At 30.3% G+C, this 12,511-nt stretch carries 17 protein-coding genes; 8 read left to right on the top strand and 9 right to left on the bottom strand.

The genetic code is table 11. The features are described from left to right. Positions 1-159 precede the first annotated feature (159 nt). Complete coding sequence (locus O5636_RS03225; protein ID WP_269623185.1) at positions 160-1,035, bottom strand: hypothetical protein; 876 nt, start codon at positions 1,033-1,035, stop codon at positions 160-162. Positions 1,036-1,710: 675 nt separating this feature from the next. Here O5636_RS03225 and O5636_RS03220 point away from each other — a divergent pair. Together O5636_RS03220 and O5636_RS03215 are read left to right on the top strand one after the other, a co-directional pair. Further along, positions 1,711-2,190, top strand: a complete 480-nt coding sequence (locus O5636_RS03220; protein ID WP_269623184.1) for a glutathione peroxidase — start codon at positions 1,711-1,713, stop codon at positions 2,188-2,190. A gap of 9 nt (positions 2,191-2,199) precedes the next feature. Then, entirely contained in the window at positions 2,200-2,787 is a 588-nt protein-coding gene (locus O5636_RS03215; RefSeq protein WP_269623183.1) for a rhomboid family intramembrane serine protease, read from the top strand. A 200-nt stretch (positions 2,788-2,987) separates the two neighbouring features. On the opposite strand, the gene O5636_RS03210 is transcribed toward O5636_RS03215, so the two are convergent. Further along, the gene (locus O5636_RS03210; RefSeq protein ID WP_269622701.1) at positions 2,988-3,473 is read right to left on the bottom strand and encodes a hypothetical protein; all 486 of its coding nucleotides are present in this window, start codon (positions 3,471-3,473) and stop codon (positions 2,988-2,990) included. 756 nt (positions 3,474-4,229) lie between these two features. Here O5636_RS03210 and O5636_RS03205 point away from each other — a divergent pair. Both O5636_RS03205 and O5636_RS03200 read left to right on the top strand, forming a co-directional pair. Beyond that, a complete protein-coding gene (locus O5636_RS03205; protein ID WP_269623182.1) occupies positions 4,230-4,580 on the top strand; it encodes a hypothetical protein in 351 nt (116 codons plus the stop codon). Positions 4,581-5,275: 695 nt separating this feature from the next. Next, the gene (locus tag O5636_RS03200; protein WP_269623181.1) at positions 5,276-5,464 is read left to right on the top strand and encodes a hypothetical protein; all 189 of its coding nucleotides are present in this window, start codon (positions 5,276-5,278) and stop codon (positions 5,462-5,464) included. A gap of 47 nt (positions 5,465-5,511) precedes the next feature. Here the strand turns inward: O5636_RS03200 and O5636_RS03195 are convergent, their stop codons facing one another. Beyond that, positions 5,512-6,024, bottom strand: coding sequence for a josephin (locus O5636_RS03195; protein ID WP_269623180.1), 513 nt, complete (start codon positions 6,022-6,024; stop codon positions 5,512-5,514). 145 nt (positions 6,025-6,169) lie between these two features. Here O5636_RS03195 and pstS point away from each other — a divergent pair, with 145 nt between their 5' ends. After that, a complete protein-coding gene (gene pstS, locus O5636_RS03190) occupies positions 6,170-7,156 on the top strand; it encodes a phosphate ABC transporter substrate-binding protein PstS (protein WP_269623179.1) in 987 nt (328 codons plus the stop codon). Positions 7,157-7,381: 225 nt separating this feature from the next. Further along, a complete protein-coding gene (locus O5636_RS03185) occupies positions 7,382-7,531 on the top strand; it encodes a hypothetical protein (protein ID WP_269623178.1) in 150 nt (49 codons plus the stop codon). Positions 7,532-7,573: 42 nt separating this feature from the next. On the opposite strand, the gene O5636_RS03180 is transcribed toward O5636_RS03185, so the two are convergent. The 3 genes from O5636_RS03180 to O5636_RS03170 all read right to left on the bottom strand — a co-directional run bounded on the left by O5636_RS03180 (position 7,574) and on the right by O5636_RS03170 (position 9,165). Continuing rightward, the gene (locus O5636_RS03180) at positions 7,574-7,738 is read right to left on the bottom strand and encodes a hypothetical protein (protein ID WP_269623177.1); all 165 of its coding nucleotides are present in this window, start codon (positions 7,736-7,738) and stop codon (positions 7,574-7,576) included. A gap of 301 nt (positions 7,739-8,039) precedes the next feature. Further along, a complete protein-coding gene (locus tag O5636_RS03175) occupies positions 8,040-8,279 on the bottom strand; it encodes a hypothetical protein (RefSeq protein WP_269623176.1) in 240 nt (79 codons plus the stop codon). Between the two features lie 166 nt (positions 8,280-8,445). Further along, a complete protein-coding gene (locus O5636_RS03170) occupies positions 8,446-9,165 on the bottom strand; it encodes a hypothetical protein (RefSeq protein ID WP_269623175.1) in 720 nt (239 codons plus the stop codon). Between the two features lie 530 nt (positions 9,166-9,695). Here O5636_RS03170 and O5636_RS03165 point away from each other — a divergent pair. After that, positions 9,696-9,869: a hypothetical protein gene (locus O5636_RS03165; protein WP_269623174.1), complete on the top strand. Its 174-nt coding sequence runs from the start codon at positions 9,696-9,698 to the stop codon at positions 9,867-9,869. 80 nt (positions 9,870-9,949) lie between these two features. Here the strand turns inward: O5636_RS03165 and O5636_RS03160 are convergent, their stop codons facing one another. Next, positions 9,950-10,450 carry a hypothetical protein gene (locus O5636_RS03160; protein WP_269623173.1) on the bottom strand — a complete coding sequence of 167 codons (501 nt, stop codon included), beginning with the start codon at positions 10,448-10,450 and terminating at the stop codon, positions 9,950-9,952. A 290-nt stretch (positions 10,451-10,740) separates the two neighbouring features. Here O5636_RS03160 and O5636_RS03155 point away from each other — a divergent pair, with 290 nt between their 5' ends. Then, on the top strand, positions 10,741-11,274 hold the full coding sequence (locus O5636_RS03155) for a DUF4912 domain-containing protein (RefSeq protein WP_269623172.1): 534 nt from the start codon (positions 10,741-10,743) through the stop codon (positions 11,272-11,274). A gap of 34 nt (positions 11,275-11,308) precedes the next feature. Here the strand turns inward: O5636_RS03155 and O5636_RS03150 are convergent, their stop codons facing one another. Together O5636_RS03150 and O5636_RS03145 are read right to left on the bottom strand one after the other, a co-directional pair. Then, the gene (locus tag O5636_RS03150; RefSeq protein WP_269623509.1) at positions 11,309-11,674 is read right to left on the bottom strand and encodes a cytochrome b6f subunit family protein; all 366 of its coding nucleotides are present in this window, start codon (positions 11,672-11,674) and stop codon (positions 11,309-11,311) included. Between the two features lie 149 nt (positions 11,675-11,823). Continuing rightward, positions 11,824-11,991: a hypothetical protein gene (locus O5636_RS03145; protein ID WP_269623171.1), complete on the bottom strand. Its 168-nt coding sequence runs from the start codon at positions 11,989-11,991 to the stop codon at positions 11,824-11,826. Positions 11,992-12,511: the final 520 nt, after the last annotated feature.

Genomic DNA, 12,511 nt, shown 5'->3' with positions numbered 1-12,511 from the left:
ATCAAATGATTTGATTATAGCATGTCGGTAGAATTTTATATTATAAAGTTAAATTTAAAAAAAATATTTAACATTCTTTGTGTCAAATAATAATAAAATTATAGAATTCAAATAATATTTTATAATTATAATTAATAGTCGTTTGACAATTATTATGGACTATTTTCTTTTAAATAAGTTAATTTGTATTCTTTGACTAAGTAAAATGATTAATAAGTAAATCCAACCATACCATGAGCTATGTTCAATTATTCTTTGCATCATAAGACCTTTGGAAGCAGGGTAAGAATTAAAATTATTAATTGATGCAGTTATATATGTATTATTAGGTAAGTCTGACTCATTAATTATCTTAGAATACATAGCTTTAAAAGTGGTCTCTGTTTTAGACTCTGTAAGCAAATTATTCGCGAAATTACCTGACCAGGTTATATTTGGCATGAGGTCAGAATCCATTAGATAGCTACCCCCTCCTATAAAAGCTATTGTAAAGAAATGCCCACGCCTTACAAGATTCACATCATCCCAGACAACTCTTATTGTTGCATAATTTATATTTAATCCTTTTAAAATTGATTGTATAATAATTGCTTGTTGACTACAAAAAGAATGTTGTGCTTTGGCTATATGACGTGGTCTTATTACATAAAGAGCTTCATTTAATTTAGGTATTTTAGTTTTACTAAATAAACAACCAATCCAATTATAAGAACATCTATACTCTAAATGCCTATGCTTATACTGAAGTGATACTAGCTCTGTAATTGTTTTTGCTATTAAGCCAGGATCCTTAATTCTAATTATTTTTTCTTCTGATTTTCTTACAAAATCTTCAATAGTATCAATATCATTATTAGGATCATGAGGTATATGAGGATAGCCATCCTCCACCCAAGGCCTAAAAATTACTAACTTTTCTTCTTCAAACCTATTCCAGAGATATTGGTTATATATTGAGGAACCTAAAGAGGGCAAAAACAAACCTAGTGTAATCATAATCAATAGATTTTCTTTTATGTTTTTCTGTTTTTTCATTCTCAGTTACGAGTTCTTTATTTATTTTAGTCGAATTGATATCTTTGTACATAGCTTTTGTTTTCATGTGACTAATTTCTAACCACTTAGTCATAGTTACGATATTTTTTTATTTATACTTTATGCAGAATTAATCCTTTACTTTCTTCACAACCTAACCTTAGTACCTTATACTTATTGAATTTATACTAGTAGTTATAATGATTGTATCTTTTATTATGAAAAGAGATTTTTTCCACTTATGGGCTCACAAATAATGTTTCCATAATTATTCCAGTTATTGTCAATGATAACACCCATATGGTAATGAACCTTTCCCAAAAAAATCTTATTGAACTATTACCTAATAGTGATTCTTTAGTAGATGTATATTTTCTTTCTATTTGTGATTGTGCTTCCAACAGTTTTCATATTACGTTCAAAATATAGGTTTAGAAAAGTCTCTCTTTGATTTTTCTGGTTGCTAATTAATTTTCTTGCGAATTATTAATAATTCTAATATTTATTTACCCTTTATAATCTCGTATAGCATGTTGCAGAGTCTTTTTTCAAGCTAATAAAAATCAACTCTTACTATTTTTATAAGATTTTTTACATTTATGTTTAAACTTTACCTAAATTTTGTTCTAAGTACTCTTTTGAGCTGTTATGTTGTAAGTGTTCCTATATCTAACTATGTTAGTAAACGTAAGTGACACTTTAGTCGAGGCTTCAGATGGTGAGAAGAGAAAACTAGGCTTCTACTCTGGAAAAGTACTTTTAATAGTTAATGTAGCTAGTCTTTGTGGTAATACACCTCAGTATGCAGACTTGCAGTCTCTTCATAATAAATATAAGGATAGAGGTTTTGCTGTATTAGGATTCCCCTGTAATGATTTTGGAGAGCAGGAACCAGGAACTATTCCTGAAATAAAAGAATTTTGTTCAACAAAATATGGGGTCGATTTTGAGATTTTTAACAAAGTTCATGCTAAAGGAAATACAACAGAGCCTTATATAACTTTAAATAAGTCAGATCCGCAAGGAGATGTAAGTTGGAATTTTGAAAAGTTTTTAATAGGCAAAGATTCCAATGTTATTGCAAGATTTCAGCCAAATATTAGTCCCAATAATGAAGAGCTTATAGCAGCTATTGAAATGGCTTTAGATTCCTAGCAAGATAATGTGACTATTAAGATTTATAGAGATGACTGGCAATATGCCATCCCTTTCCTTACAATTTTAGCTTTTTTTATATCAACAGATTTATTAAAGGTCATTAATAAGATTGATTTAGCTTATATTTCTGGGGCCTTACCTTATCAGATATATAGATCATTTACTTCACATTTTGTTCATGGAAACTTTGGACATCTTCTTGCTAATACTTTTGGAATAGTAGTTGCTAGATATTTCTTTAAGCAATTATCTCTTAAATTTAATTATTTGTTCCTCTTGCTCGTTTTGTTAATAATTCCTTTGCATTCATTCTTTCAATGGCTTTTTGATACATATGTATTGCATAATAGCCACTCTGTATTAATAGGTTTTAGTGGAATTATTTATGCTGTATATGCATTTATTTTCTTGTCCTCCATTTATGGTAAAAAATATTTTCTAGGAATAAATATTGACTTGCTTAGTGACTTTAATGTTTTCAGATCAATGCGTATTTTAATATTAATAGGTTTCCTTTGGTCTCTCCTGCCTAACATAAGCTTCTCAGGTCACCTAACAGGTTTTATTATTGGATTAATACTTTTCCTTGCTTAATTACTTTTTAACGATGTAAGTAGTATATTTATTTTAATTGAGCTTAGAGTTTAACAATCATTTTTTTTGTTGTTGAATACCTGTTTAGAATACATGAATCAGTAATTGACTATATTTGAGTTGGCTTTAAAAGTTATTCTTGAGTTAATCCAAAGCTATAGATTCGTTAATTAGTTCTATAGCCTTGGATTTAATGGCCTTTAAGTATTTTTTTCTGTTGTTTTAGTAGGTGATTTTCTGGCTCTTCTCGCTTTTCTTGGCTTTACTGCAGTCGTATCTGTAGCTTGTTTAGCAACAGAGCTTTTATTTGCTACGGCTTTAGTTGTTTTTGCTTTTGCTTTTGCTTTTGCTTTTGCTTTGGGAGCCTTATTTGCAGATGGTTTAGTTGTTTTCGTGCCTTTGCGTGTGCGATGGCTTAAGACCATAGCCCACTCATCAGAACTAAGATTTGCGGGTTTATTTCCATGGACCTCAGATACTTTAGCGGCCTTTTCAATATCCTTAATTAAGTTCATCCAAGATGAAGCATATCGCTTGTCAGATTGAGACTTTGCACCGCTTTCTACTAAGGATTCGACTACGCCTGCAGCTGTGATTTTCTTACGCCTACGATTGAAGATTTCTTTTTGAAGTTGAGCGATTAAGGCATCTGCCTTAGCGCTTAGCTTGATTGTAAATTGAGACATTGAGAGGAAGGCACCTAATTTATATCTACCATAAAAAAAGAAAGTCGCTTCAACAACTCTCTAATTACTGGTAGATATTTATGTAAGAGTAAGTACTTTTGATTATGGATCAATTGCTATATCTTCTTGCTCACACATCTATGTCATTTATTCGTTAACTGTTCCACATATTCTTTGGAGTAGCTTAATAATGTTCAGAATTGATAATTTGTGATCTCTTATTGCCTACTTCAATTAGATGTAATTAGGCTGTTAAAATTTATTTCAGATGATGCATATAATTAGTGAGTGACATATTCACAGTTATTCAAGCTTGTCTCTAATGCCTATCTTGCTTTTAGGCCTATGTGTTATTCATATAGAAAACCTTTACGTGTTTTGTTCTTATTGATACTCAATTGAAGCTCTTCATTTTTTCTTCTATTAGTCTTCGCGGTTACGTATGTCAGGTCATATGTAGTTAACCCTTGATGATTTGGGTTGAAGAGGTTGCTAGGATATTTTGAATGTCTAATTTTTTTTTCCATTTACCTGGAAATTTTATTTTATTTTAGTGTTTGTACTTTAAAGTTCAAGTTAAACATTTATAAAGTTACCCTTTCTTGATAAGTCAAGACTTATAGTCGTTAATGACCATAATTTATTCAAGAAATAGAACTTGCGGCTATTTTTATATTATTAAGCTTCCACCTGCTTTTTCTTTTAGAGATATCAGAATACAATTATTTTGTCTTTAACATTTGAGATCCATATATTATGTGGCTAGTATCTTTATTGCTTAGCTTTTTTATTATCATCACTCCTTCTTCCAATTTCATTTGCGATGGTGATCAACTCAAGGCCACTATCAGAAATAATTTAAATGGAGACTTCTCTATTACGAATGACCTTGAGAATATTGATGAAGGAGCTTTTGTTGTTCTTGATTGGCGTGATATAAAGCTGATGCTTCCAGTTACATTTAATGTTGGCGAAATAAGTTTTACTGATAAAAAGTGGTTGTGGAGTTATCAGGATAATGAGAATGGTTTGTATAAAGACAACCCTCGACTTCTCGAACGACTTCCTAGTGGAGGGGTTGTTGAACATTTATGTCATGTGATGTGATTACCTAACGATTAGAAAATTAAAAGAGCCGACTGAGATTATTCCCTAATTTATAATGCTTGATTCAGCTGCAAATATTTTTAAACTTAAAAAATTGAGTTTCTTAGAGTTAAGGCTATTGTTTAATTGGGCTGTTTTTTTTTAATCTCTTAAAATAATTTATAGATATTATTGCATTAATTTCTATGGCAATTAGAAAATATTTGAGCTTTTTGCAAATAATCACAGCCGTTGTGATTGGAATTCTATTGAGCGATGGGTTAAAGCTGTATGCCAAACAATGCATAGCTGGTGACAAAAATGGATGTGCAGAGACTAGATTTGAATGTATGTGGAATTCTCGGAAAGCATTATATGTATTACCCTCTTGCCTATTAGAGTCTAAAATAAAACTTTAGCTCATATTTACATCAACAATTCTTCAAGCCTTCATCTCCCCTCCTCGAGGAAGCTTCAATTACAGATTTGAATAACTCTTTAGTTATTATTATGCGGTAATAAGAATATTAGTGATAAATACCTAACCAGCAAGAACTTGACTGGTCCAATAAATAAATAAGCATTTATATAAGAATTTGGAATGTGATTTGTTTCGATTGACTAACTTTCTTGAGTGATTCGGAAGGAAACATTACGAAATAGTAGTTGATTTAAATATTTAGCTATTACTTAGATAAGTAATATGGATTTGAGATATGGATGCTTTTGCGAGAGTAAGAACAAAATCTTTACTTTTGAGATTATGGCCTACTAAGTCTTTACATAAATCCGTGAAAGAACCAATGGACCATTTAAATGAGACAGCAGGTCTTAATAATGATCAAATTAAACAAAATCAAAATTTTTTGGATGCTATAAAAAATGGTGGAATATGGTTCTCTTAAAATTCTGTTCAATTTAATTATTTATAATTGAATTAAGAATCTATTTATTATTCTTGATTCTCTACCCACATTGGATCTTTTGAAGAGGATTTAGTAGCCGATGGAGGTCTATATTTATTAAGCAGCTCGAGTTTTTTTATCCATTCTGCTGTGATTCCTTTTATTCCTTTAACTATAGTCGGATTTGTAAAGTCAATATTTTTTTTAAGCTTAAGAAGCTTAACTACTTTTTTAAATAATATAGGGTCTTTATATAAGTTTAACCAAAACTCAAAAATCTCTTCAATAACAGAAAGTGGTAAATCATACGATATGCCTTCAGAAGGAATTGGAATTTCATATCCATCATTCAAACATGAATTTATTAAGGTATCAATATTTAATTGAATAGCCATTAAAATTTCTTTGGCAGCATCTTCACCAATTAGTTCCTTGCGATAACACTCGAGGAAATTTTTGTCTGATTTTAATGGATCTACATTCTTTGTTGCACCAATTTTCCAGAACCCTTCTCCTGTTCTTTCCCCATTGACTAAATAAAGATAAATAGATTGGTTCATATTTATTTTATTTTAAATGTCTATTGTGTTAGGTAACTCTATTGCTTTATAATGAGTTGGAAGTATTAATAAAATGTTTTAATTGTTAATCTTTTATTGATAGATCTATATTGAGATATGGTGAAGGTGTTATACCAAAGTTTCAATGATTATTGTTAGGAACTTTTTTTTATTTTCTTCTGCTTTTCTTTTGAGTAGTGTTATTACTGCTTGTGGTTCCTCTAGTAATTCAAATGTTCGTTTAAGCGGCGCAGGAGCGACTTTCCCAGCTTCAATTTATACTCGTTGGTTTTCTGATTTAGCAAAAGAAGGTGGCCCTAGAGTTAATTACCAGGCGGTTGGTTCTGGATCTGGCCGTAAAGCTTTTATTGATCAAACGGTTAACTTTGGAGCATCTGATGATCCAATGAAAGCAAAAGATATAGCAAAAGTAGATCGTGGCCTAGTTCAAATTCCTATGGTAGGAGGGACTATTGCCTTTGGTTACAACTACGATTGCGACCTTATGCTTACACAAGAGCAAGCTGTTCGTATTGCTATTGGTGAAATTACAAATTGGAGTCAAGTAGGTTGTCCTGCAGGTAAATTGACTTGGGTACATCGTTCAGATGGATCTGGAACAACTAAGGCTTTTACGAATTCAATGCAGGCATTTTCCAAAACTTGGACGTTAGGAACAGGGAAATCAGTAGCTTGGCCTATTGGTATTGGAGGTAAAGGTAATGCAGGAGTAGCGGGTGTTATTCGCAATACAACTGGGGCTATTGGATATGTTAATCAGTCTTATATTAAAGGAGTCGTTAAAGCAGCTGCTTTGCAAAACCTTTCAGGTGAATTCCTTAAGCCTGATGCAAACTCAGGTGCTAAAGCATTGAATGGGATTGAATTAGATCAAAATTTAGCAGGACAGAATCCAAACCCAAGTGTTAGAGGTGCTTATCCTATTGCTACTTTGACGTGGATACTTGCATATGAAAGAGGTAATAGGGAGAAAGCAGATGCTATTAAGACCATGCTTAACTACTTATTAAGTGACAATACTCAAGGGAAGGCTCCTGCTTTAGGGTTTGTTCCTTTAAATGGTGAGATTCTTTCCAAAGCACGTGCGGCTGTTAAAAACATTTCTCCTTAAAGTGATATAGCCTTATTAAAATGCATATCGATAAAAACGTTAGAGAATATACTTATCAACTTTATTAGCACAGATTCAAAATATATACCTATAAATAATTTAGTGCTAAAAGTTAATAGCTAAAATAGTTATTGATTGGATTTCAAAAATTTGTAGAATCTTTTCTTGTAAAACTTTTCTTTCAATTTCAAGCTTCTAGCTTTAATTTAAATTAAAAAAATACATATGACTCGTTTTTTGCAATTGATTCAGCATCCAGTTGAAGGATGTGCATATTTAGTATATGCCGGATTCTTTTTTCGCTGGAGATTTCCAAAAAGCTGGAATAAATTAATGGAGGTTATGACAGTTAAGGATTTGCCTACTGCTAAATAATCTGCTTGATTAATGCATAAGTTTAATCTTTCTATATGTAAGTTAAAGATTAGACTGAATAGAAACAGGACATGAAGGGTAGGAAGAGGCTTTAAGGCAATAATTTATTGACGATTCTAAAGCTGCTTTTGCCCAGCGATCATCTGATGAATATCTAGCTTTAATTTTGGCTGGATTTTTCTTTAAAGATAATTGTTTCTTTAACATCTTTTAGAAAGTTCATTTACTGATCTTATTAAAGATTATTTCCCTTCTCAGGGAAATCATTGAGTATAAATACTAGTACACGTAAAGAAGTTCTAATGAAAATTGCCCGTAAGTTTATAAACATTTTTTCCCTTGAAAGTCTTCCTTTTGGATTTCATCCATAGTTTTTAGAGGGTTTATTTAATATTTAAAATTTTGATAAGGTACTCTGTTAGTTGAATCATAATATTATTAAATTACTAAGATTTAAATAATAATAAGAGTTTTAGTCTTAGCGATTAATAAATAACTCTATTTTATTTTATCTGAAACAAGCATCCCCTAGAATCCTTGTTCTACCTAGTATTCCTTTATAACTTTTCCGACCTAAGAAGTATTTGGGTGGAACCGCTAAAATAGCTCTTATTGGAGTTTTTTGTTCTCGAGAATCTATTATTAGATTTTTAGCACAAATCCAACTTTGATTTTTAGTAATTCCTGGCCATGAGGCCCACAAGCCACAAAAAAGACCTAAACTTACCATTAGAATATTCTTGAACATAGATTACCTAATTTAGTGAATAACAACTTACATTCAATTGAGAATTAGATTCATTTGTTTTGAAAACATTAACTTTTCCAAAAGGTAACAATGCTCTAATAGCAATGATTAAGCCCCTAAATAGTTTTATTACTTTAGGTTTTATGTAACTAAAAGATCTTAAATTTCAACGTGAATCTTTTATAGATTCGTCTTGATGATTTTCAGAAGAATCAGTTGTGACATCTAAAACTTCTTCGTTAAGGGATTGAGGAGTTTCCTGGCTTGATTGTTCAGAGGAATCAGTTGTGACATCTAAAACTTCTTCGTTAAGGGATTGAGGAGTTTCCTGGCTTGATTGTTCAGAGGAATCAGTTGTGACATCTAAAACTTCTTCGTTAAGGGATTGAGGAGTCTCCTGGCTTGATTGTTCAGAAGAATCAGTTGCGACATCTAAAACTTCTTCGTTGAGGGATTGAGGAGTTTCCTGGCTTAATTGTTCAGAAGAATCAGTTGCGACATCTAAAACTTCTTGGTTAAGGGATTGAGGAGTTTCCTGGCTTGATTGTTCAGAAGAATCAATTGCGACATCTAAAACTTCTTGGTTAAGGGATTGAGGAGTTTCCTGGCTTGATTGTTCAGAAGAATTGTTTGTCAGTTCTGAGAGTAATGCTTCTGTAGAGGATTTGATTTCTTCTGCAGCATTTGAGGAATTATTATCTTCATTTGGTAAGAGTTCACTGAGTAAGCTAAATAATTTTTGAAAGCTTGAATATAAATTCTTAAAGTCTTTACCTATCTGACTTAACACCGTTTTAATTTCTTGGGCTTTTGCACTTTTATTGGTATATAGGATTAATGTGCCTAAACCAATGAGAAAAAGTATAAAGAGAAAAAAAACAAGCATTTAGAACTTGATTGATTTTCTTAAAGATCCCGTGGAATCATTTTTTTTCAAGTGGTTAGTAACACCATTTAAGGATTCTTTGATATTAGTTGGAGGTTGAACTTTAATTATTAGGTTTTTAATAGGTAGAAATAGTATTAGATTAGCTTCGAATTTAATAGTTGATTAGGACTGAGAGATATACATATAAATAAACTATCCATAAACCTTTTAAAGATGAGCGATAGGTTTTATTTGCTCTTATTATTAAATTAAACTTTACTAATGATTAAAGCCAAGAAGAGGTAATATATTTTTAATTCACATTTTATTTAAAGTAAAGTTTGTCCTTTTTACTTTAAGACTTTTCTAATGCTATGGACTTTAGAAATCAATCTAGATCATATGGAATTTATAGCAATTCACCTTGCTAGATAGTCTTTTGCTAGTCTGCTAAGAAATAAAGCTAAAATGGCAGATTTTGTTGAAATAACAAACCTCTTAGCTTTTTCCGTCAAAAAATGCTATTTCTATTGCATTAGATAAAAAAAATGACTAATTCAGAACCTCCTAATAATGAACCCAAGTGGGATTACACTTCTTCTAGTCAGAATTTCATTACAGGAGCTCTTGTCGTAGGAGGAAACCTTCTTGTGATAATTATCTATTTGCTATATAGAAGTGTTCCAGCTGTTCACCAGTTTATTTCAGGGAAACCACTTTAACCATTGAAATATTTCATAAGTCTTTGTTTTTAATTGCTTTAAGGATTATAAATATTGAGCTTTTTTTGATTTAAACCTTATTAATTATATTTTTTTATAAGAACAATAATGAAAATTAACATTGCAAAAATAGGTAATAAATAAATCGCTGCAACTAATCCTAATATGAAAATTATGATCAAACTAGTTAAGATAGCAACTAAAGAAGCAAATCTCAGCCACTTTTGGAATCTTCTTTTCCAGAAGTTTCCTGTTAAATGATCCAATTTATATTGAATATCCCTGTATTCATTATTAAGTTCTAAAAGTTTTTGTTGATGCCAATTTGCAGATTGAATTGCATTTGATTCGACAATTTTGTTTTGTAGGGTATCAAAAATATTATTCTTCTTAGAAAAATTTGAACGAAATCTTACAATTTGAGCTTCAAATAGATCTTTTGTTGTTTTTTTGATTTCTTGCTCTAGGAGTCTAATTTTGTCAGTTAAATATTCTATTTGGTTAGATGTTGGGTTTCTATCATACTTAGTTATAGAAATTACTTTAGGACGTCTTTTTAAAAGAGATGTAAAAAAAAACACTGAATTCTATCCGTTTGCTAATAAAACCTTCTTCATAATATTATAAGATTTTAAGAATTTTAAAAGTAAAAATAATAACAACTTAACTATAGCTTCTTTTATGAATTGAACTTTTTGATATTTATAGAGTACCGTATTCTGGAAATTATCTGATTTTAGATTGCTATTGCTCCTCACAAAAGAACTATACCTTTGTCAGGAAAAGGAAATGGTTTAGATTAAAAAAACCTTTGCATTGATGGTAAAAGTATTCTGTAGTGTAAAAATATCTAAAATTCTTAAATTTCTTCATGAACTTTTCCTTTCGGATTAAGAGAAAACTAAAAGAAGTTAGGAATCGAATACTTAATAAAATTGTTCAGAGAAATTCATATATTTCTAGTAGATTTTTGACTAATAATCTTGTCAAATTTAATTGGACGTTGAGTGATTTTGATAAACATCAAATACATGAAAAATCTATATATTGCTTATGTCTTCGGATGTTTGATATAACAAGTGGAAAATCTAAAAACAATTCAACTTGCATTATGAAGGAAATAGAAGTAAATAAGAAAATAAATGAGCTTTTTACTAAGCCACCTGTTAAAGATGGAAAACTATTAATAGAGATAGGCTTTAGAAAACCATTAGGACAATGGAATATTCTTGCATTTACAACATTAGATCTTGGCCTTAGAGAAAATCTAAATTTATATCCAGATGATTCTTGGTTTTATTCATCTTCAAAACACTCATATGATTCGATGACTATACACGAACGTATGTATCAGTTGGCTAGACTGTCAAGATCAGGTGGTTCAGAGAAAATACAGCAAAAGTAAAATTGCTCTTTGTATATGAATCTATAAAATTTATTTAAATAACATTTTCAAGTGAACTAATTAACCAGTTTAAAAAATTTATAGGATTAAATATGTAGGATATTTCTTTATTCGGAATAGCTCTTCTTTTATTTGTTGTTGAATATAATTGTTCTTTTTTTATGCTTAGTTCATTATCAAAACCTTTTACTTCCTCTTTGAATAACCATATTTTTTGACCAGTTTTTAATTTTAATATAACTCCTATGTCAGTTCCATCAGTAATTTTATAGTCCACAATTTCTCCGTAGGGATCTGAAGCTATATCATTTAAAAGTTCAGAAGGTATAGGATCTTTAATCTTAGCAAGGTCTATATTGACCTTGGATCCAACTGCTTTTAGTGAATTTTCTTTATTTATGATCTTATAGGAAAAAATTTTCAGAATCCTACGTTAGTAAAAGCTTTTAGTCAAGGATAGATTTTCTTATTTTGCTCATCACTTTTAAAATATCTTTTATTGAAACCAATTTTAATCAATTATATTTTTATAATATTATTAGATAATATCTATTTATTTTGATTAGAGGGATTAATTTTTGATCGAAGAATTCTTGCAATTAAATTAATTCCAGTTAGCACCAAGCGTAAAATCAGGACTATAAAGGCAGTAAAACCAATAAAAATAACTATTGAAAGTATTTTACTGCCTAGATCTACTTGGCCAAGATTTTCCATGATGTCTTGTGGGGCTTCCTTATATTATTATATAATAACCATTATTATATAGCTTTATTTATTATAGGTGTAATCTATTTGTCATTAAAAGTCAGAAATTCGAGCTGTCCTAATTTCAACTCATCCAAGAGCTCTAGTTCTAACTAATTGGTGTAATTGTTAGCAGCTAATAAACTCTTTAACTATTCCTATTATTTAAAGTATAAAAAATAAAAATATATACTCTAAAACCTCTATTTTTGCTAATATATACATACAAGCCTACTTAAACTAACTCAAGAATCTTATTAGAAACTCAGTTTTAACTTATTTATTTCCACCTCTATCTCTACTGCCTTTAAACTATCTATTGCCACAGTTTGATTCTATTGGATATCTTAATTTAGGTTCTCCATCGTAGTCATAACTATTGGCTTGTTTAGAAGCATTTGGTTTTTTAGTCTATTTTTAGAATATTCATAATAGACTGCAGAATGGTAGGACCTTGTTTTCGTTATTGCTATTTGATTGGTAACTTTCT

This window comes from Prochlorococcus marinus str. MIT 0918 (genome assembly GCF_027359415.1).
GTDB classification, from domain to species: Bacteria; Cyanobacteriota; Cyanobacteriia; order PCC-6307; family Cyanobiaceae; genus Prochlorococcus_E; species Prochlorococcus_E marinus_C.
The sequence above is the reverse complement of the archived record's forward strand: the minus strand, read 5'-3'. Positions and strand labels throughout refer to the sequence as shown.

Bases quoted from the DNA above. Each gene is read 5' to 3' on its own strand.
- O5636_RS03225 (WP_269623185.1), bottom strand. From the start codon at position 1,035: ATGAAAAAACAGAAAAACATAAAAGAAAATCTATTGATTATGATTACA.
- O5636_RS03220 (WP_269623184.1), top strand. From the start codon at position 1,711: ATGTTAGTAAACGTAAGTGACACTTTAGTCGAGGCTTCAGATGGTGAG.
- O5636_RS03210 (WP_269622701.1), bottom strand. From the start codon at position 3,473: ATGTCTCAATTTACAATCAAGCTAAGCGCTAAGGCAGATGCCTTAATC.
- O5636_RS03205 (WP_269623182.1), top strand. From the start codon at position 4,230: ATGTGGCTAGTATCTTTATTGCTTAGCTTTTTTATTATCATCACTCCT.
- O5636_RS03200 (WP_269623181.1), top strand. From the start codon at position 5,276: ATGGATGCTTTTGCGAGAGTAAGAACAAAATCTTTACTTTTGAGATTA.
- O5636_RS03195 (WP_269623180.1), bottom strand. From the start codon at position 6,024: ATGAACCAATCTATTTATCTTTATTTAGTCAATGGGGAAAGAACAGGA.
- pstS (WP_269623179.1), top strand. From the start codon at position 6,170: ATGATTATTGTTAGGAACTTTTTTTTATTTTCTTCTGCTTTTCTTTTG.
- O5636_RS03185 (WP_269623178.1), top strand. From the start codon at position 7,382: ATGACTCGTTTTTTGCAATTGATTCAGCATCCAGTTGAAGGATGTGCA.
- O5636_RS03180 (WP_269623177.1), bottom strand. From the start codon at position 7,738: ATGTTAAAGAAACAATTATCTTTAAAGAAAAATCCAGCCAAAATTAAA.
- O5636_RS03175 (WP_269623176.1), bottom strand. From the start codon at position 8,279: ATGTTCAAGAATATTCTAATGGTAAGTTTAGGTCTTTTTTGTGGCTTG.
- O5636_RS03170 (WP_269623175.1), bottom strand. From the start codon at position 9,165: ATGCTTGTTTTTTTTCTCTTTATACTTTTTCTCATTGGTTTAGGCACA.
- O5636_RS03165 (WP_269623174.1), top strand. From the start codon at position 9,696: ATGACTAATTCAGAACCTCCTAATAATGAACCCAAGTGGGATTACACT.
- O5636_RS03155 (WP_269623172.1), top strand. From the start codon at position 10,741: ATGAACTTTTCCTTTCGGATTAAGAGAAAACTAAAAGAAGTTAGGAAT.
- O5636_RS03145 (WP_269623171.1), bottom strand. From the start codon at position 11,991: ATGGAAAATCTTGGCCAAGTAGATCTAGGCAGTAAAATACTTTCAATA.